Source organism: Maribacter aquimarinus (assembly GCF_047345505.1).
Taxonomy (GTDB): Bacteria; Bacteroidota; Bacteroidia; order Flavobacteriales; family Flavobacteriaceae; genus Maribacter.
Window position 1 is genome coordinate 31,710 of sequence record NZ_JBLFEO010000021.1, and the last position, 20,195, is coordinate 51,904.

Consider the following 20,195-nt stretch of genomic DNA (forward strand, 5'->3'; position numbering starts at 1 on the left):
CGGTATCAGAGGGATTTCTGTTTTTTTTGTTTCCAACATGGGTGCCGTGCGGCAAACCAGGGCCAAACCTTAAATGATCAGCATGGCATCCCCGTAGGAATAGAACTTGTATTGCTCCAAAATGGCCTCTTTGTACGCCTTTTTCATAAGATCATGGCCCATAAAGGCAGAGATCATCATAAGCAGGGTGGATTTTGGCAAATGAAAATTGGTGATCATGGCATTGGCAATGCTGAACTCATAAGGGGGGAAAATGAACTTATTGGTCCACCCTTCGTAGGTATTGAGCATATGGCTGGAAGACACGGCGCTCTCCAGGCCGCGCATGACCGTGGTGCCCACGGCGCAGATACGCTTTTTGTTCTTCTTTGCATTGTTCACGATCTCCGTGGCCTTTTCATCGATCACCAGTTCCTCGCTGTCCATCTTGTGCTTGGACAGGTCCTCTACCTCCACGGGATTAAAGGTGCCCAGACCTATGTGCAGGGTAAGCTCTGCAAAGTCAATGCCCTTAATTTCCAAACGCTTCAGCAGATGCTTGGAAAAGTGCATCCCTGCCGTGGGTGCGGCCACGGCCCCGTCATGCTTGGCATAGATGGTTTGGTAGCGCTGCTCATCCTCTGGTTCCACGTCCCTTTTGATGTACTTGGGAAGCGGGGTCTGTCCCAGCTCCCTGAGTTTGCGCCTAAAATCTATGTACGCCCCATCATAAAGGAATCGCAGGGTACGGCCCCTGGATGTGGTATTGTCTATGACCTCTGCCACCAGGGCCTCGTCCTCGCCAAAATAGAGCTTGTTGCCAATTCTTATCTTACGGGCGGGATCTACCAAAACGTCCCAAAGGCGCTGCTCCTCATTGAGCTCCCTTAGGAGAAACACTTCGATCCGGGCCCCGGTCTTTTCCTTGTTTCCATAGAGCCGGGCCGGAAAAACCTTGGTATTGTTCAGCACCATGACATCGCCCTCATCAAAATAGTCGATCATGTCCTTGAACATTTTGTGCTCGATTTTTCCCGTTTCCCTGTGGATCACCATAAGCCGGGCCTCGTCCCTATGCTCGGACGGATACTCTGCCAACAGTTCTTTGGGAAGCTCAAAATTGAAGTGCGATAATTTCATCTATTTGTGTTTAGCTATGATTTTTACAAAGCTGCAAAGATACAATCCACGGTTGGGGGTTGTCAAGTAAAACACGAATTATAATTGTTTTACGGCGATCTGGAGGGCCTGCATGTCCTTCCAAAAGTCGGGATAGGACTTGGAGACCACGCCGGCATCGTTTATGACAATTTCCGTTTTTAGGGCCAAGGGGGCAAAGGCCATCGCCATGCGGTGATCATTGTAGGTGTCTATGGCCACCCCGCGGTTTATGCCGTTGGCTGGGCTTAGGGTCAGGGAGGTACGGGTCACGGAAATGGGAGCGCCCAACTTTTTCAGTTCCGCGTCCAGGGCCAACAACCTGTCTGTCTCCTTTATCTTGAGCGTGTGCAGTCCGGTAAGGTGGCAGGGCATGCCCAGCCCAAAGCAGGTCACGGCAATGGTCTGTGCAATATCGGGGGCCTTTATGAGATTCACGTTCAGCGAGTCCGTACTGTGCGGACGCTCTTTCCTGAGCACCAATGAGTGCCCCACAAAGGAGCTTTGAACCCCAAAATGGGTGTAGATCTCCGCCAGCACCCGATCGCCCTGAAGGCTCTTCTCCCTGTAGGAAGAAAGAACAATTTCGCTGCCCACCTCGGCAAGGGCCACCAGGCTGTAAAAATAGGAGGCAGAGCTCCAGTCAGACTCCACCACCAGGGTTTTCCCGGGCACCGCGGCTTTGGGGTGCACCGTTATGGCATTTCCCTTGAACTGGGAAGGTACGCCTATTTCGGCCAAGAGCCCCAAGGTCATCTCAATGTAGGGCACGGAGGTAATTTCCCCCTCTAGTTCCAGCCGGAGCCCTTGGGGCAGTCCCGGGGCCATGAGCAATAGGGAAGAAATGTACTGACTGCTGATGTCTGCCGGCAGATGCACCCTGTTCTTGAGCAACTTACGCCCCTTGATGATCAGTGGCGGATACCCTTCCTCCTGCCCGTAGGAAATGTCCGCTCCCAGTTGCAATAGGGCATCCACCAATACTTTTATGGGGCGCTCGGTCATGCGCTGCGACCCGGTAAGGGTCACCTGGGCACCCGGCGTACTGGCAAAGTATCCTGTAAGAAACCGCATGGCGGTACCCGCGTGGTGTATGTCCACGACCCCGGTTGTGCGTCCAAGACCGGCCTGCATCACTTGGGCATCGTCCGAGTTGGAAATGTTTTCAACGGCCAAATTTGGATATCGGGCCGCCAGCAGCAAGGCCCTGTTGCTCTCGCTCTTGGAACCGGTAATACGTATGTTGGCCCGCAGCGTGTTCTGCCCGGGACCGGAAAGGTGAAGCTTCAAAACAAAAGATTTAAAAAGTGGGTGAAGATAGCACTATTTCAGCTTTTTGTTGGCGTGGTGCCGATCATGGTCCCGTTTGGCCTTGACGTCCAATTTTTTGTCAAAGGCCTCTTGGAGGTCCACCCCGGTCTGGTTGGCCAGGCAGAGTACCACAAAGAGGACATCTGCCAGTTCCTCGCCCAGGTCCTTGTCCCGATCGCTTTCCTTTTCGCTCTGTTCCCCATAGCGCCTGGCAATGATGCGCGCCACCTCGCCCACTTCCTCGGTAAGCTGCGCCATATTGGTAAGCTCGTTAAAATAGCGGACGCCGTGCTGCTGTATCCAATCATCCACGGCCTGTTGTGCGTTTTGTATGTTCATTTGCTTATTCTTTGCTATTCGTATCCATCAATATGGTCACCGGGCCATCGTTCACCAGGTTCACCTGCATCTGCGCACCAAAAACGCCGGTGCCCACCTCTTTGGCCAGGGCCTCTTCCAGGGCCTTCACAAAGGCCAAGTACAAGGGTTGGGCCACATTGGGCCTGGCCGCGTTGATGTAAGAGGGGCGGTTCCCTTTTTTGGTGGCGGCGTAGAGGGTAAACTGACTCACCACCATGGCCTCCCCGTTCACCTCCAAAAGGGACCGGTTCATAACCCCTTGGGCGTCGTTGAAGATGCGCAGATTTACAATTTTACGCACCAACCAGGCGCTGTCTTCCTCCGTATCTTCATGGGTTATGCCCAGGAAGATGAGCACCCCGTTTCCCATGGCTGATACCACTTGGTCTTCCACCTGCACCGAGGCCTCCGAAACCCTTTGTACCACTGCTCTCATAATTCTCCGTAGGGATCAACCCGATAATTTTCATCCTCCCCCATCACCATTTGCACATAGCTGCGGTAACGGCTTTGGGCCATTTGGCCGGTCTCCAAGGCCGCCTTAACGGCGCATTTGGGCTCTTCAAGGTGCAGGCAATCGTTAAATTTGCACTGCCCCTTGAGCAAGAATATCTCTTTGAAATAATCGCCTATCTCCCCTTTTTCCATATCCACGACACCAAAGCCCTTTATCCCCGGGGTGTCTATGATACGGGCCCCAAAGCCCAGATCGTACATCTCTGCAAATGTGGTGGTGTGCTGGCCCTGTAGGTGTTGCTGGGAAATGGCAGACGTTTTTAGGTCCAACCCTGGCTCCAGGGCATTGACCAAAGTGGATTTTCCCACACCCGAATGCCCGGCGAACATGGCCGTCTTACCCAGCATCAGCGCTTTGACTTCCCCTATGTTCCTGCCCGTATTGGCGGAAATGCCCAGAGCGGTGTAGCCAATGTCCCCGTATTGCTCCATCATGGCCCCCACCTGTTGCCGTTCATCCACATTGTATGCGTCCCATTTGTTGAACAGCAGCACGGCGGGAATGTCATACGCCTCTGCCGTGGCCAAAAAACGGTCTATGAAGAGCGGATGTGTTACCGGATGGTGAAAGGTGACCAACAAAAACGCCACATCCAGATTGGCGGCTATGATGTGGGTCTGCTTGGAGAGGTTCACCGATTTCCGGATAATGTAGTTTTTTCGGGGGCGGATCTCGTGGATAATGCCCACGGTATCGTCGCCAATGGTCTCCACTTTAAAATGGACAACGTCTCCCACAGCAACGGGGTTGGTGCTCTTAATGCCCTTGATCCTGAACTTGCCCTTTATGCGGCACTCATAAAATTCACCGTTTTCAGCTTTGACACTGTACCAGCTTCCCGTGGATTTATAGACTGTTCCCTGCATAAATGGTGTACCACTGTGTTGTTTGCACAAAAGTAACGACATTATTTGGTTTCAACACAGCCCCGGACCTTCCCGGCAGGGATCGGGGCAGATCTGCCGCTGACAGGGGGCACTGCTGTTAACATATATTTAAAAAAAAACGGCCCCAGCGTTGTGTACCAAGGGATTTTAGAATAATTTTCCCACATAAAAGCAAATGGACTACTTTTTGATCGCCAGCATTTTAGTCTTCCTGTCCGCCATGTTCGGGTACCTGAACGCGCGCTACATTAAACTTCCCACCACCATTGGCCTCACCTTGATCACCATTTTGTTTACCATGGGGGTATTTTTGCTGAGCTACCTGGACGACTCCCTTCTCACCGCCGAGAGATTCATTGTTTCCCAGATCGACTTTAAAGTGGTGCTTTTGGATGTGATGCTGAGTTTTTTGCTCTTTGCGGGCGCCCTGCACACAGATGTGCACCGGCTTAGCCAACAACGCTGGCCCGTTCTCGCCTTTGCCACCTTTGGCACGTTGGCCTCCACTTTTCTCGTTGGCCTCTGCACTTTTTGGCTCTTTGGACTTATGGGGATGAACGTGGCCCTGGTCCATTGCCTGCTCTTCGGGGCCTTGATCTCTCCCACGGACCCCATTGCGGTATTGGGCATTCTAAAAAAAGCCGGTGCCCCAAAAAACCTTGAAATAAAGATTGTGGGCGAATCGCTCTTTAACGATGGCGTGGGCGTTGTGGTCTATCTGACCCTCTTTGGCCTGGCCGGAAACACCGAAAGCGCCTTTTCCCTGGGCAGCGTACTGGAACTCTTTTTGGTAGAGGTACTGGGTGGCGTGCTATTGGGTATTTTTCTGGGATGGGCCACTTACCAGCTCATGCGCAGCATAGATGATTACAACATTGAGGTGATCATTACCCTGGCCACGGTGATGACGGGCACCATGGCGGCCACCTACCTGCACGTTTCCGCACCCTTGGCCATGGTGGTGGCCGGACTCCTTGTTGGGGGCGACAAAATGCGGCAAAAAGCGATGTCCAAAACCACCGAGGAATATGTGGACAAGTTTTGGGAGCTGATGGACATGCTGCTCAACAGCCTCCTTTTTGTGCTCATTGGGATGGAGCTATTGGTACTGGACCTGGAACGGGATTACGTTTTGGCAGGTCTCCTGATCATTCCCATTGCCCTCTTATGCCGGTACCTTTCCCTGATGTTGCCCATAAGCGCGTTTAAGAGGAGACTGAACTTTGAGCCCAACACCAACCTGATCATGACATGGGGCGGATTACGGGGGGCCATTTCCATTGCCCTGGCCCTTGGCCTAGCGCCTGCCATGGAACGGGACCTGTTTTTGGTGATCACCTACATCATTGTCATTTTCTCCATCATGGTGCAAGGCCTGACCATAGAAAAACTGATTCACCGACTGTCATTAAAATCTTAACACGCTATGGCGAACACGATCAAAACAACCACTACGGCCCCGCTGCTCTTTCTATTGCTCCTGGCCATGGGCAGTATGGGATGGGCACAGTCCAAGGCCACTTACTCCATTGGCACCCTGGTGGATGCCGATACCCAAGATTCCCGGGAACTGATGCTAAGGTTACAGAACGAGGTAAGGGCCGTGGTCGGGGAAGACGCCATTATCCTGTTCCCCGACGAGCTGCAACTGAGCCATGACTTTGACATGGCCACCGCCCGTGAGAACTACGATCGTTTGGTGTCCGGGAGGGCCGATCTGATCATTGTTCTGGGATCTTTGGGCAATAGGGTGGTACAGCAACAGGACACCCATGCCAAGCCCACCATTTTGTTCGGTTCCGTACATAGCGATTTCAGTTCCCTTCTTCTGGAGCGGGAGACGTCCGGAGTGGAGAACCTTACCTATCTCATGGGCGTTACCTCCATAGAAAGGGACCTGAACACCCTTAAGGAACTCTCTGATTTCAACAAAGTGGGCATTGCCGTACAACAAGGTGTGGCCAGGGGCCTGCCCATGGAAGAGACCTTGGGCCCCGTCATGGCCAAGATCGGGGCGGCCTATACCCTCTTGCCCTACACCGAGGTCAAGGACATTGCCGAGAACCTGCAAGGCCTGGATGCCGTGTACCTTGCCAGCGGCTTTTTTCTGACTGACGAGGAAGTGGCCCTGCTGGGACAGGTGTTCTCAGAGGCGGGCCTTGCCTCCTTTACCGCCAGCGGCCCCAAGGACGTGGACCTGGGCATTATGGCCACCAATAAGAGCTCGGAGGACATGGAGCAGCTCCTAAGGCGCATTGCCCTTACCATTGAAGCCTTCGTTAACGGTGCCCACCTCTCGGAACAAAAGGTGTTTGTGGATTTTACCGAACGCCTTACCATTAACTTCAACACCATGCAAAAGTTGGGGCTCCCCATTCGGTACAGCCTCATAGAAAAGACCGACTTTCTGGGAGAGATACACAACCAGCTTTCAGAAAAGACGTACACCCTGTTGGACATCATCAACGACAATTTGGAACGAAATCTATTCCTTAGGGCAGAGGAAAAGGAAGTGGCGCTTACCGAACAGGACATAAAAGTGGCCCGCAGCACCTACTACCCCAACCTCACGGCAAATGCCAACTTCAGGAACGTGGACGAGCGCATTGCCACGGCGCCCTTGGCGCCCGAATTTGCCACCAACGGCAATGTACAGCTTAGCCAGACCCTGTTCTCAGAGGCTGCGAACGCCAACATAAACATTAGCAAAAACCTCCAAAAAGCCCAAGTGGCCACGTACAACGCGGCACAACTGGATGGTGTTTTGGAGGCCAGCAACCTTTATTTCAATGCACTCTTGAGCAAGGTGAACCTGAAAATACAGAACCAGAACCTACAACTCACCAAAGAGAACCTGCGCTTGGCCCAACAGAATTTTGAGGCCGGGCAGGCGGGCAAATCGGACATGCTGCGCTTTCAGAGCCAAGTGGCGCAGAACACCCAGACCATGATAGAGGCCGTGAACCAGCTGGACCAGGCCTTTATAAGCATTAACCAGCTTCTTAACCGGCCGGTGGACACTGAGATAGACATTGCGGATGCCCAATTGGGGGCCGGGGTCTTTGAGCGGTACAACTACGGCCAACTCGCCGATCTTCTGGACAACCCACTGCTCAAGGCGCCCTTTGTGGATTTCTTGATCGAAGAGGCCAAAAAGAACTCACCGGAACTGGAAGCCCTGGACTACAGCCTCAAGGCAGTTAAGCGGACCATAAACCTCAACGCCTATGGCCGCCTCCTTCCCACCGTGGCCCTACAAGGGGCCTTTAACCAAAATTTCAATCAATGGGGCACCGGCAGCATGGACCCCAATCCTGCAAACAACTACAATGTGGGCGTTAACATCTCCTTGCCCATTCTAAACAGATTTCGGAACAACATAGACAAGGAAACGGCCCTGATCCAGCAAGAACAGTTGCAACTGAACCGCGAAAACATAGAACTGGCCCTGACCGCCAGTGTGAGTGCCAGCGTGCTCAATGTGATCAACCAGATAAGCAACATCCGTCTCTCCGAGGTGTCCGTGAAGGCCGCCAAGGAAAGCCTTGAACTGGTGCAGGCGTCCTACAGTGAGGGAGCGGTGAGCATCATACAGCTCATAGACGCACAGAACAACTACCTGCAGGCACAACTGGCCCAGGCCGGGGCCACCTATAATTTCTTTTTGAACACCATACAGCTGGAACGCTTCATGGGCTATAATTTCCTCTTGCGCACCCAAGAGGAAAACGATGCCTTTGCCAGGCGCTTCACCGAATTTCTAGACCAGAACTATGAAGAACAAGATTGAGAACATCCAAAAAACAAGCGGGTCCCGGGACCCCTTCCTAAAAAGATTGGGCATCCTGGCCCTGGGCCTTTTGGCACTGGGGTGCCAAGGAGAGGAAAAGGTGGAAAAGGAAGCGGTGCGCCCCATTTCCCACACCACGGTTTCCTTGGCAGGAGGGGCCGAACAAAGGACCTTTAGCGGCACCGCAAAAACCGCCAAGATCATCAACCTTAGTTTTAGGAGCACGGGCATCCTGAACCAACTGGACGTAAAATTGGGCCAGCGGGTAAAAAAAGGACAGCTTTTGGGCAAACTGGACAACGTGGCCGCGAGGTTAAATTACGAAAGGGCCGTTTCTTCCCTAAACGGTGCAGAATCACAAATGAACACGGCCAAACTGTCCCTGGACCGCGTTCGGGTACTCTACGAGAAAGGCAGTGCCTCGCTCACCGATTTTGAATCTGCCAAAAACGCCTACAAGAACGCCCAACAAGGTTATGAATCCGCCAAAAGGAGCGTGGCCATACAGCAGGAACAGATCAACTATGGTTACCTGTACGCCCCGGAAGACGGGGTCATTACCTCGGTAACGGCCGAGGTGGACGAAAATATAAGTCCCGGACAGACCATAGCCATACTCAATGCGGGCACGGAAATGCAGATTGAACTGGGGCTGCCGGAGAGCATCATCAACCAGGTGGAGATGAAGATGCCCGTGGACATCTCCATCTCCTCCATTGAGGGCAAGACCTTCAAGGGCACGGTCTCCGAACTATCGCCGGCCATAGACGCGAGTACGGCCACCTATCCGGTTCGTGTGAACTTCACGGAGCCCACCGAGGAGATAAAGACGGGGATGGCCGCCAGTGTCACCTTTGCCCTATCGGCCAACGGGGCGCAGCAACAAACCCTTAGAATTCCCGCACAGGCGGTTGGCGAGGACAGCAACGGCAGATTTGTCTTTCTGGTTACGGAAGCGGACGGAAAAACAGTGGTAAAAAAGAACCCGGTAAAAGTGGGCGACCTGAATTCGCAGGGCTTTGCCGTTATCGAGGGCCTTAAGGCAGGGCAGCAGATCGCCACGGCCGGCCTCCAGACCCTGTTGGACGGCCAGGAGGTCTCCTTGCCCTAACCCCACAAAACCAATAGCAGATGAACCTTACCTCCTTCTCCATAAACAAAAACAGGATCACCTTTACCCTACTGGGCACGATCATGATCTTGGGCATTGTGCTCTACCAGTCCCTTCCCAGGGACAGCATGCCCCCCTTTACCATCCGGATCGCCACCATTGTCACCTATTTCCCGGGCGCCAGTCCGGAACGGGTAGAGCTGTTGGTCACCGATAAGATCGAAAAAGTGGTGCAGGAACTTCCCGAGCTCAAGGAAGTGAGCAGCACCTCCAGAACCGAACTTTCCGTGATTTCGGTTAAGCTCAAGGATGAGGTGGCCCCCAGCGAGATGCAGGCGGTATGGGACCGCCTGCGCAGAAAATTGGGCACTATTGACGGAATGCCCTCCGGTGTGGTGCCAGACCTAAAGGACGATGGTATTGGGGAAGTCTTCGGCATAGTCATAGGGCTAACCTCGGACGGGTATTCCTACGCTGAAATGAAAGCGTACGTGGACGATATCCGGGACGACCTGATCAAGCTCCCCGACGCGGCCAAAGTGGAGCTCGGTGGGGTACAGGACGAACGTATCTTTGTGGAGTTTGACAACGCCAGGCTATCTGAATACGGCCTATCGGCCAGTAAGTTAAGGGGCATTATCGGTGCCACCAATATCTTGAGCAGTGGCGGGCAGATCAACCTCAACGATGAGCGCATTATTTTGGAGCCCACGGGGAACTTCAATTCCTTGGAAGACATTAAGCAGACCTTGGTGCCCGTTGGGGCCAACGGCACCCAACTCCTGCCCCTGGGAGACATCACCACCATTACCCAGGCCTATATAGATCCGCCAAAGCAAAAAGTGCGCATCAATGGCAAGGACGCCATATCCCTGCACGTAAGCCTAAAGGATGGCTCCAATATCATTCAACTGGGCACGGACGTGGACAGGGTGCTCAACAAATGGAGGCAAAAACTTCCCGTGGGCCTGGAATTGGGCCGGCAGGCCTCCTTGGACACCTATATAGACGTAAAGATCAACGACTTTGTCATAAACCTCTTGCAGTCCATTGGCATTGTGCTGCTGGTGATGCTGGTTTTCCTGGGCCTTAGATCGGGGAGCATCATTGCCAGCCTCATTCCCATAGTGGTGATCATGACCCTGATGTTAATGGGTCTATTGGGAATGGGCCTTAACCAGGTTACCCTTGCCGCACTGATCATGGCCCTGGGAATGATGGTGGACAATGCCATTGTGGTGGCCGAGACCATTATGGTGAAAATGGAGGAGGGCGTCCCCAAAAAACAAGCTGCCATAGAGGCCTGCTCGGAACTCTTTACGCCCCTGCTCATCTCCACCCTTACCACTTCGGCCGCTTTTCTGTCCTTTTATATGGCAGACTCCATGATGGGCGATATTGTGGGACCCATCTTCGTGGTCATTTCCCTGGCCCTGCTGTCCTCTTGGATCATTGCCCTTACCGTGATCACCCTTTTCTGTTATCTCTTTTTAAAAACGGAAGCCAAGGGCGCACAAAAAGAGAGTTTCATCGATCGCACCATCAACCTATTGAAATCCTATTACAAAGATCTGATCTTAAAGGCGCTTAGCCATAAATGGTTGGTGCTGGCCTCCATCTTCATTGCCTTTTGCCTGGCCATCTACGGTTTTGGGAAAATTGCCTTTGTCTTTTTCCCGGACAGCGACCGTAACATGCTCACGGTGGACATTAACCTGCCGCTGGGCACCAAGATCGAGGCCACACAAGATGTGGTGCTGCAATTGGAGCAGTACATGATCGATTCCCTGAAGACCAATGATGAGCGGCCCAACGGCATCACGGACTGGTCTGCCTACGTTGGCGAAGGGCCGGACTCCTATGACCTGGGCTACCAACCGGACGAGGCCAATTCCAGTTATGCCCACCTGCTGGTGAACACCTCGGACTTTACCATGAACAACGAGATGATCGCCAAACTGGACGCCTATGCCTTTAACACCTTTCCCAATGCGGACATCAAGGTAGGCGCCCTGGGCTCCGGTGGTGGCGGCACCCCCATTGAGGTAAAGGTATTTGGCCCGGACCCGGATGCCCTGGCGAACATAGCCAACGACATCAAAACAAAACTGAGCCAAGTAAGCGGCACCAAGAACGTGAAGGACGACTGGGGGCCCAAAAGCAAAAAGTTTGTGATCCAAATCGATGCCAACCGTGCCCAGTCTGCCGGGGTCACCAACCAGGACATAGCCACCTCCCTGCAAACGGTACTGGATGGTTTCCAGACCGGGGAGTACCGTGAAGAGGACAAGTCGATCCCCATTGTGATGCGGAGCGATGCCAGCCAGCAGCAAACGCTGGAGTCCTTGGAGACCTTGAACATCTACTCCCAGGCCTCCGGGAAAAGTGTGCCCTTGCTCCAAGTGGCCAGTTTGGTGCCGCAATGGCAATACAGCAAGATCAAGCGCCTGGACATCAACCGCACCGTGGTGGTCTCCAGCGAACTCCGGGAAAACGGGAACGCATCGGCCATCACCCAGGAAATTACGCCTTGGCTGGAAGAACAGAAAGGCCAATGGGAAGACGGGTACGATTACAAATTGGGCGGTGATGCGGAGAGCACGGCAGAGAACATGGGCGCTGTGATCAAGTATCTTCCGCTGTCCGGATTTATCATTGTGCTGCTGCTGATCATACAGTTCAACTCCTTCAGAAAAATGATCATGGTGTGCCTCACCATTCCCTTGGCCATCATAGGTGTGGTCATAGGGCTGTTGCTGTTCGGGGAGCCCTTTGGCTTCATGCCCTTTTTGGGGGTCATTTCACTGGCGGGCATTGTGATCAACAACGCCATTGTCCTCATCGATCGGATGGAAATGGAGCAACAGGTATTGAAGCGCACTGAAAAGGATGCCGTGATCACCGCCTGCCTACAGCGGTTCCGGCCCATATTGCTGGCCACTTTTACCACGGTGCTGGGACTCATACCCCTATATCTGAGCGGTGGCGAAATGTGGGAGGGCATGGCCGTGAGCATCATGATCGGCCTGCTGTTTGGCACAGTGATCACCCTCCTCTTCATCCCCACCTTTTACAGTGCCGTTTACAAGGTGGATTACAAGGACTACACCTTTGATCCCAAATTGATGCAAGACGGATGATGCGACACCTGTACCCCTATCGTTTTGAGCTGCTCTTCACCACCCTTCTGGCCGTGCTCTTTGGGTCCCTGCTGTTCCCTACGGCCCTGTTTCAGGAAAAAGTGATCCACTTGTTCTTTTTATTGAACATCATTGCCGGGGTGGTGCTGGTCTCAAAAAGCAAGCGCATGTTTCGCGGCTACCTGCTGCTCTTGGCCCTGGGCAGCATGTTCTTTGTTTACAACGCCATTGAAAAGCTGGGCATAGAACCCAACCAGGAAATAGTTCGCTTGGCCATCTACACCGTTTTTTATGTGCTGGTGACCATAGAGCTGATCCGGCAGGTATGGCGGGCAAAAAAAGTGGGCAAAAATGTGATGATGGGGCTAATGAGCGCCTATCTCTCCCTGGGGCTCATTTCCTTTTTGTTCTTTTTTGCCATAGAGCTTTTCAGTCCGGGCTCCTTTTCCGGAAACCTAATCGCCAACATGGGCCTGGGCCAAAAGGCCGATGCACTCCTTTATTATAGTTATGTGACCATGCTCACCATTGGCTACGGTGACATTGTCCCCATAACCCCCATAGCCCAAAAAGCCACGATGCTATGTGGCCTGGTGGGACAGTTTTACATTGTCATCGTTACGGCCGTGGTGGTGGAAAAATACATTGTGCACAGCAAAGAGGTCTAGCCAGGGGGAAGCATGCCACCCCTTTTCCTTTTGCCCGCAGCACCTTTTTTGGGTCAACGTGGACCCTTGGCCGGGATCGGCCCATGCACAGATGGAAGGCACACGAAAGGAACGGGCCTTATGGCGCACCCGGCGCTCCCTTCACCTCCCTCTTGCCAAAGGGGTACACCGAGTTGAGCAAACCGGATTCCAAGCTCTTTACCAAATAATTGCCAAACCCCTTGTAAGGTCTGCGTTCGTAGTGGATCATGGCTGTTTTCAATTTTCCGTTCTTGGGATTCTGCCTCCTTACCGCCTTATTGGCCAAAAAGGAAAACGCCTTGTTCTCCTCGCGCATGTCGCGCTTTAGCACCACGGCGTTCAACCCGTGGAAGTACATGGTGAGTTCCCCGGATGTGGCCTTGGCATTGCCACGACCGGAAAAAAGGACCCGATCGGCATTGCCGGATTCAAACTTAATGCTGCTGGTGGGCACCATGATCGGGTTAAAAGACTCAAAGGTAAAGGGGCCAGTGGAGCCCTTAAAGGTAAATTCGTCACTGTTCAGGGGATCCGTCAAGAGCAGGGCTATGGAGAAATCCAACTCCTTAAATGCCGTGGCGGTGGCCGTTATGGAGGTACTTGCACCTCTTTCGGGGGCATGCTCACCAGCTATGTTGCCCAGATGCAGCACGGTGGCGTTCATGGCATTTATGGGCATGGGGAGCAGGGCCTCTTGGGCCACTTCCACATAATCCAGGTCTAGGTCGTGGATTTTCAGGGCATCGACCCAAAACGGGAACTTTACGTTCCGTATCATCTCAGTGAGCAGGGGAAGGGTCCTTTCCTTGTTCCAAGGTTTACGGGTGTCCTTGAGCATGTGGAAGGTGGGGCCCTTGATCAAAAGACTGTCCATGACCAGCCCATTTCCCTGCAACAACCTCTGGGTGTGCAGACCAAAGATCTCCACTTGGGGCAAGGTAAAGGCATTTACCGGCGTGTTGTATTTCTTCGCCGCCGCCAGGCGGTTCAATTGGTCCTTGTCCCCGTAGGACAGTCCGGCCATAGTGGCACGGCCCTTTTTTAGGTCCAACATAAGGGTGTCCAGGGAAAATCTGTCTTTGCCACGGGCAGCGTAAAAGGTCTGGTTGCGCAGTTCAAAGCGCAGCTCTGTTCCGTTCAGTGCCAGCACATCGCCCTTCAAGGGGTTGGAGTGCAGGGACAGCCCGGAAATGGACAAATGATCGGCCTGCAACATGTGCAGGGTGTCCCTTCCTTGGGCATCCAGGTGCAGCAGTTGATAATCCCGCACCTCCAGGCGGGCCACTTCAATGCCCTTTAAGACGGTCTCCTCTGCGGCCTGGCCGCCATTCCCCGATATCCCATCACTGCTAAAATTTGGCGTGCCCCGGTACACCACCCGGAGCCCCTGTACCGTGACCCCATCCAACCGCAGTTCTTTTTTGAACAAAAGGGGGAGGACTTGAAAACGGGACACCTTAAAGGAAGCCAGGGAGGTGCGCACCCGCAAGGGACGGTTACCCGAGGTGTCCGTGGGCACAACCCGCACATCATGCAAGGTAAAGGAACGGGACCAGAGGGAGAGGTCCATCTTGGCATAGGCAAAACGTACCGGCTGCTCTTGGTTAAAGAGCAACACCTTTTCGTTGAAACCCTTCTTTAGGCTAGAGGAAGTATATACCGCACCCACTGCCATGATCAGGGCTAGGCTCAGCGCAATGAACAAGAAGCTACGACTCTTTTTGGAACGCATAGGGCGCAATTTTCTAACGCCAATGTACGACATTAACAAAACGTGGGGCAAGCCCTGGACCAAATGTTCGCTTCCCTTCCCCTAGACCAATGGTCTTTTAACGGCACGGGCATCCCTGTACAAACTCATTTTTTGGGGCAAGGGCATAACATTATGCCCATACCCACGTTCTCCTTGTGAACCAACACCCTTTTATTTTATGAAAAAAGTACTTCTTTTTGCCGCAGTGGCCCTGGCCTGCACCTTGGACCTTAGCGCCCAACAGTTTAAAGTGATCACGAGCGTGGAGTCCATAGTGCCCAACGGATTTGGCCGATCAAGGATCATCAATGCACTGGAAGACAAAGACCACAAGGAGTTTACAAGTGTACAATCTGAAGATGACAATACCCGGAACAAAGCTGATCGGGGCGAGATCAGGGTAAAGAATTTTGAGGAGACCAAACTGCTCAACTTTTACAACATTGGTGGCATACGGTTCCAGAACATCGCTGCCAATGATGCCCTGTTGTCCTCCATGATCAATGATATGGTGGCCAATGGCTGGGAACTGGCCTTTGTGACCAGTGCGGTGGAAAGTGAGTCCGGTAAGGGAGATGGCCAGGGCATCTTCATAACCCGCTATATTTTCAAGAAATAGCAAAGCAGCAGACAGCACAAAAAGCCCCCGATCACGGACCGGGGGCTTTTTTTATGGTCAGTCCGCAATGCGGATGGTGCCGCCCACAAAAATCCTTTCGTTGAGTTCCTTGGGCCGGCCATATACCATGACATCTCCGCCAGCCTTGATGTGCACGTCCATGAGCTCACTGGCAAAGACCTCGGCCTCGCCGCCGGCGGAGACCTTTACATCGGCAATATTGCTGCGCAGGTCGCGCCCTTCAAAGATGCCCCCGGTATTGAGCACCACGGTCTGTTGGTCCACCAGTCCGGAAGCGGTTACAATGCCTCCGGTCACGGCACGGATATGGGCCGTCTTCACGTCCATGGCCATGGTGATCTGCGCGCCCTCTTGCGCCCTGAGGGTGAGCATGCTTTTCTTTACCATTTCATTACAGGTTACCCGGGCACCCTCATTGGCATCAATGATGTCCAGGTCCGTATAGTGCACTTCAATAAACGTATCCTCCCCTGTAAACTTCCGGTCCAACTGCATGCGCAATTTAAGCACCCCGTTCTTGTTGGTCCATTTAATGTCTCCCGTGTTCCTCCCTTTTATGAGGATCTTGTTCTCGTTGGATTGTATGAGATTCACTTCAATAAGATCGTAAACCTTTACCTCATTGAACTCCCCCACGGCCCTATCTATGGTACGCTGTGCCATGGCGGGCAGCACAAAAAACAAAAGAAGATGGGATAGTGCAAATTTCATTTCCAAATGGTTTTAGTTAAGGGAAAGATAGCCTTTTTATGGTTTTGTTACAGTCCCGTGGCAAGAATTGGCATATTTCTTGGTATTGGATATATAAAACGGTAGGCATGCAAAAATGGTATCTCTTCCTGTTCCTGCTCCCTTGCCTCCTTGTTGGCCAGGAAACCCTGGTAAAGGGCCCATTGCAGAACAGTGCCATCTATTTTGGGGCAGAAAAACTACAGTTGCACCCCAACCTGCTCAGTGGCATCAGGGTAAAAAATACCGGTTGGGCGCTATTGAGCTTTGGAATGGCACCACAATCCAGGTGGCCTTTTTTGAGCTACGGCCGATCCAACCATATCGTTGCCGAACCGCAATTCCACTTTTCCTTTCAACAGCCCCGGCACAACGAATTTGGGCTTTTGGAGCCCGAACGTTCCTTTAGGGGGGCCACGTCTCCCAATGAATTCATTTTGTTAAAACTAAAGACAAACACCAAAAAAGACCGCAGGTATATCTTTGCAGAAATTAATGGCTACAACCCAAGGATAAAGGCAGAGACCGTTCCCTTTGGTTACGAGGAAAAAGAGGCAGGTGAGTTTAGCGTTTTCCCGCTCGCGGCCCTGGCCCCCGGTGAATACGGTTTTGTGCACAAGGACGTCATGACCTCTCCCGCCTTTGCCGACTTTATGATTTTCGATTTCAGTGTAGAATAAGGAATTACTGTACCGCCCGCCACTTTTTGGCCTCAAGGCCGGTCAATGGCACCATTGCCCTAAAAAAGTAAACTACCTCGGGGCAAGCCCACGAGACATTAATAAGAAACTGAATTTTAATTTCAAGCCAAGCCTCGGAGTATTGAACCCTTTGGCGGTGCCAATAAAGATGGTGGGGCGGGCGTTCCCTGCGGGGCGGGCTATACGCTGCAAGTCCTCGCTGGCCCCGATCCCGATCGGGGCTGCTGTGGGCTTTTCGCTCCTATCCCTAACGCGGGCCTTGGACCCTATAAAGGAAGGGGCAGGGACACAGCCCCCTGCCCTTTCAAGGAAAAAGAGAAAGTGGAGCTTGCCCCCAACACATCCCGGAACCTTCCCAAGCCCTTTCGTTGTATATGGGTCTGATTTGTTAATTGCTGACCACCCTTCCATAAAGGCGTTCCATCATCACATTGTTGGAATATTGTGGGTAATCCGTATTTAAAGCCAACGGCCAGCTGACGAAGCAAAAATTATTTCCAGGAGTTTCTACTTGCTCAAACGAAAAAATTCGGGACCGTATTCCGGAGAAAAAAATAAAGGCAATGGAAACTAAGCAGTTCTAATTAAGAGAAGCTAACACCGCCCCTACCCAACGGCACATTTTGGCGGGTTTGGAAGGTCGCCATACCGAAGCGTCCGGACTGGCTCGTGTTCCACCTTTTTTGTACCGGTGTTGCATGATGTGCCCCATTAGGCCTCTTTTAAGCCATAATATGTCACGTTCTTTTTCAAGCTAACCGCTTCCGTCCGCAAAAAATCATTTGTAAAAGCCGCGGCACAGCGCCATAAATCAAAACCGATCACCTATTTTTAATAAAAACAGGGTTTACGGGCAGACTTTTGTTGTACACAACATCCAAAAAAAACACTAATCTGAAAAAATGAAAAGAAACACCTACGTATGCTTACTGCTTGTTGCGCTCTACGGATCATCGTGCAAGACACTAAAAATTTCCAATGACGCACCCCTAGATCATATTGTGCTGGTAACCGGCGATACCCTCTATGGTAAAATGGCGTATTTTAAAGAAACATTTACAGGACCGGAATACCATAAAAAAGTAAGATTTAGGGACACCACCGGTAAGAAGAAGAGGTTTAAGTGGGAAAAGTTAAAGGCGTATAGATTTAATGGCTCTGATTATGTGGGCTTCAAGCTAACAAGACGAAAACAATCTTTTGGACAGGGCAACCTTACCGAGGTTAGATATTATTTGAATCCCAACGGGAACACAAATTTTATAAAAGTAAAGGAGTTGGGTCCGCTATCGCACTATCAATTTGAATGGATTGACCAAGGGATTGATAATGGGGATGCCATTGTTGGGCAACCGTCATGGGCCAGACAGGACGTACTTAAAAAAGCGGATGATGATTTTTTTCTAAACGCGGAGGGATCCGTACTTTTTGGTTTACCAAGGAAGTCCTTGAGCCATTATTTATCCGATTGTCCAGAAATTCAAGAAAAATTAATGCAAAAAGATGTAAAATATGCTTTTGAGATCGTGGATTTTTACAACAAACATTGTGAGTAGGGAACATTGGCTTTGTCTTATAATTCAATGACGTTCATACCCAAGCTGTAATTAAAGCACTGCGTACAACAACCAAACCTTCCTGCTGTTGGCACCACCCAGCATAAGGGTTTCCAAGCATTGGTATTGAGCCATGGCGGGTTTATGGTGCCTACCCTATTTGGATTGGCTGAGTTTACCACCAGTTCCTTTCTTTACACCGCTTTACGGTTTTTTAGACCAAGCGCTCTTCTCCCCCTGAGCTCACTCCCACGTTCCTGCGCAGAACAAATTAAATACAACTGGCCGGGCGGCCATATTAGAAAATACCACTATATCCAAAGCCAAACAGTTAACCCCAAAAAAAGCGCGCCAACAGCCAAAACGGCCTGTATGCTGTACGTCGGGGCCATTATTTTGCATTTGCCCACGAAAGAAAAATATGCTAAATTTGAGATATGGAGAGTAATATTCAAAAAGCTAAAATTGATTTAATTCAATGGTTGACAACCATAGATGATAGTTCTGTAATTCAAAAAATTATGGAATTGAGAAATACTGAAAACAAAGACTGGTGTAATAAAATATCTGATGCTGAAAAAAAGTCGATAGAATTGGGAATTTCTGATGCTGATAACGGTAAGCTGAAACCACACTCCGAAGCAAAAAAAATATATGAAAAGTGGTTGTAAAATTCTTTGGACCGAACACGCTCTGAATGAATTGTATGATACTTATGAATATTTAGAACTACATTTTACTGAGCGAGAACTTAAAAATCTTTCTACCGAACTTGACAGAACACTAAGTTTAATTTCCCAAAATCCGTATCTATTTCCAATTTCTGAATTAGAAGGGTTTAGAAGAGTTGTAGTTAAGGAATTCAACACATTATATTACCGAGAAAAAGGGGATTATATTGAAATCCTTTCGTTTTTTTCCAACCGACAAAATCCGGATAAGAGAAAAATATGACACCGTATTACAATCCAATGGACTGCGGCCAGCGGTAAAGTCTACGGTGAGCCTCCAACACCACCCAGTGCACGGGTGGGACATACGCAAAGTTGTAATTCATAAAACAAAACCTCTTTTCGCACTTGGTACTATCTTCTAGTTTAGGCTTGGGCCAGCACCAGTGCAGCTTTGCGAATTCTGATGATAATTAACTTTTGGTTGGATTGAAAAGTTTAATTGAATGTTTTGAGGAAATATAATTTGGGAAATAAGCTATGGGATTGAGAGAAGTTAAATCAGAGCTTAACAAGCTTGACAAAGAAGGATTGATAAAACACATTTCCGAACTTTACAAAAAATACAAACCCGTAAAAGAGTATTTTGACTACTGCACAAATCCTGATGAAGACAAACTTTTGCAACAGTACAAGGAAAAAGTTACAGAAGGTTTTTTTCCAAAGAGGGGACACCAATTGAAACTATCAATTGCCAGAAAGGCAATAAACGATTTTAAAAAGCTTGGCACATCGCCAAAGAATTTGGCCGATATGCTGTTTCATTTCGTAGAAAACAGTGTTCAGTTCACAAAAGAATATGGTGATGTAAATGAGAGTTTTTATACAAGAGCTGAAAACACCTATGCAAACGCTCTGAAATTAATTGACAAAAATGGACTTTTGGATAAGTTTGAGAAAAGAGCCCATGGTATTGTGAACGACACCAAAGGAATGGGATGGGGATTTCATGATTGCTTGGGAGATTTGTATCACGAATTCTACCCCTAAAAATAGCGAACAATAAAGCGCTTGGGGCCATATCCAAGATGCGGCCACATCCCCGCTCCAACAAAAAAGAAAACCAAAAACAAAAAAGCGACACCACTTCCCCAAAAAAGGAAGAACATCGCTTTTTTTGCTTGATCCGGTGCTGGTTACGCC

General features: G+C 50.8%; 18 protein-coding genes. 11 read left to right on the forward strand and 7 right to left on the reverse strand.

Going from position 1 to position 20,195, the window contains the following annotated elements; all coding sequences use genetic code 11:
- Positions 1-69: 69 nt before the first annotated feature.
- The 5 genes from queA to rsgA all read right to left on the reverse strand — a co-directional run bounded on the left by queA (position 70) and on the right by rsgA (position 4,191).
- Positions 70-1,119: a tRNA preQ1(34) S-adenosylmethionine ribosyltransferase-isomerase QueA gene (queA, locus tag ACKWCC_RS14280; RefSeq protein WP_413996628.1), complete on the reverse strand. Its 1,050-nt coding sequence runs from the start codon at positions 1,117-1,119 to the stop codon at positions 70-72.
- Positions 1,120-1,197: 78 nt separating this feature from the next.
- Positions 1,198-2,427 carry a 3-phosphoshikimate 1-carboxyvinyltransferase gene (locus ACKWCC_RS14285; RefSeq protein ID WP_413996629.1) on the reverse strand — a complete coding sequence of 410 codons (1,230 nt, stop codon included), beginning with the start codon at positions 2,425-2,427 and terminating at the stop codon, positions 1,198-1,200.
- A gap of 33 nt (positions 2,428-2,460) precedes the next feature.
- Entirely contained in the window at positions 2,461-2,787 is a 327-nt protein-coding gene (locus ACKWCC_RS14290) for a nucleotide pyrophosphohydrolase (RefSeq protein WP_413996630.1), read from the reverse strand.
- Positions 2,788-2,791: 4 nt separating this feature from the next.
- Positions 2,792-3,244, reverse strand: a complete 453-nt coding sequence (dtd, locus tag ACKWCC_RS14295; protein ID WP_413996631.1) for a D-aminoacyl-tRNA deacylase — start codon at positions 3,242-3,244, stop codon at positions 2,792-2,794.
- Entirely contained in the window at positions 3,241-4,191 is a 951-nt protein-coding gene (gene rsgA, locus ACKWCC_RS14300; RefSeq protein WP_413996632.1) for a ribosome small subunit-dependent GTPase A, read from the reverse strand. The genes dtd and rsgA overlap by 4 nt, the downstream gene beginning before the upstream one ends.
- A gap of 196 nt (positions 4,192-4,387) precedes the next feature.
- Between rsgA and ACKWCC_RS14305 the strand changes: the two genes are divergently transcribed.
- Genes ACKWCC_RS14305 through ACKWCC_RS14325 form a run of 5 tightly spaced genes read left to right on the forward strand, consistent with a single transcriptional unit; the run spans position 4,388 to position 12,921 of the window.
- Entirely contained in the window at positions 4,388-5,632 is a 1,245-nt protein-coding gene (locus tag ACKWCC_RS14305; RefSeq protein WP_413996633.1) for a cation:proton antiporter, read from the forward strand.
- A gap of 6 nt (positions 5,633-5,638) precedes the next feature.
- Positions 5,639-8,002: a TolC family protein gene (locus tag ACKWCC_RS14310; protein ID WP_413996634.1), complete on the forward strand. Its 2,364-nt coding sequence runs from the start codon at positions 5,639-5,641 to the stop codon at positions 8,000-8,002.
- Entirely contained in the window at positions 7,986-9,113 is a 1,128-nt protein-coding gene (locus ACKWCC_RS14315; RefSeq protein ID WP_413996635.1) for an efflux RND transporter periplasmic adaptor subunit, read from the forward strand. The genes ACKWCC_RS14310 and ACKWCC_RS14315 overlap by 17 nt, the downstream gene beginning before the upstream one ends.
- A gap of 20 nt (positions 9,114-9,133) precedes the next feature.
- Positions 9,134-12,253 (forward strand): efflux RND transporter permease subunit, encoded by a 3,120-nt coding sequence (locus ACKWCC_RS14320; protein ID WP_413996636.1) that lies wholly within the window; start codon positions 9,134-9,136, stop codon positions 12,251-12,253.
- Positions 12,250-12,921: an ion channel gene (locus tag ACKWCC_RS14325; protein ID WP_413996637.1), complete on the forward strand. Its 672-nt coding sequence runs from the start codon at positions 12,250-12,252 to the stop codon at positions 12,919-12,921. The genes ACKWCC_RS14320 and ACKWCC_RS14325 overlap by 4 nt, the downstream gene beginning before the upstream one ends.
- Before the next feature lie 118 nt (positions 12,922-13,039).
- Here the strand turns inward: ACKWCC_RS14325 and ACKWCC_RS14330 are convergent, their stop codons facing one another.
- Complete coding sequence (locus ACKWCC_RS14330) at positions 13,040-14,674, reverse strand: AsmA family protein (protein ID WP_413996638.1); 1,635 nt, start codon at positions 14,672-14,674, stop codon at positions 13,040-13,042.
- Between the two features lie 199 nt (positions 14,675-14,873).
- Here ACKWCC_RS14330 and ACKWCC_RS14335 point away from each other — a divergent pair, with 199 nt between their 5' ends.
- Positions 14,874-15,314 (forward strand): hypothetical protein, encoded by a 441-nt coding sequence (locus tag ACKWCC_RS14335; protein WP_413996639.1) that lies wholly within the window; start codon positions 14,874-14,876, stop codon positions 15,312-15,314.
- A 57-nt stretch (positions 15,315-15,371) separates the two neighbouring features.
- Here ACKWCC_RS14335 and ACKWCC_RS14340 read toward each other — a convergent pair whose 3' ends face one another.
- Positions 15,372-16,046, reverse strand: coding sequence for a head GIN domain-containing protein (locus tag ACKWCC_RS14340; protein ID WP_413996640.1), 675 nt, complete (start codon positions 16,044-16,046; stop codon positions 15,372-15,374).
- A 107-nt stretch (positions 16,047-16,153) separates the two neighbouring features.
- On the opposite strand from ACKWCC_RS14340, the gene ACKWCC_RS14345 reads away from it, so the two are divergent.
- The 5 genes from ACKWCC_RS14345 (at position 16,154) to ACKWCC_RS14365 (ending at position 20,042) form a co-directional block, all read left to right on the forward strand.
- The gene (locus ACKWCC_RS14345; protein ID WP_413996641.1) at positions 16,154-16,744 is read left to right on the forward strand and encodes a hypothetical protein; all 591 of its coding nucleotides are present in this window, start codon (positions 16,154-16,156) and stop codon (positions 16,742-16,744) included.
- A gap of 923 nt (positions 16,745-17,667) precedes the next feature.
- Positions 17,668-18,321 carry a hypothetical protein gene (locus ACKWCC_RS14350; RefSeq protein ID WP_413996642.1) on the forward strand — a complete coding sequence of 218 codons (654 nt, stop codon included), beginning with the start codon at positions 17,668-17,670 and terminating at the stop codon, positions 18,319-18,321.
- A gap of 437 nt (positions 18,322-18,758) precedes the next feature.
- The gene (locus ACKWCC_RS14355) at positions 18,759-18,992 is read left to right on the forward strand and encodes a hypothetical protein (RefSeq protein WP_413996643.1); all 234 of its coding nucleotides are present in this window, start codon (positions 18,759-18,761) and stop codon (positions 18,990-18,992) included.
- Positions 18,976-19,275, forward strand: a complete 300-nt coding sequence (locus tag ACKWCC_RS14360) for a type II toxin-antitoxin system RelE/ParE family toxin (RefSeq protein ID WP_413996644.1) — start codon at positions 18,976-18,978, stop codon at positions 19,273-19,275. The genes ACKWCC_RS14355 and ACKWCC_RS14360 overlap by 17 nt, the downstream gene beginning before the upstream one ends.
- Before the next feature lie 263 nt (positions 19,276-19,538).
- Positions 19,539-20,042 (forward strand): DUF6155 family protein, encoded by a 504-nt coding sequence (locus ACKWCC_RS14365; protein ID WP_413996645.1) that lies wholly within the window; start codon positions 19,539-19,541, stop codon positions 20,040-20,042.
- The last annotated feature ends 153 nt before the right edge of the window (positions 20,043-20,195 follow it).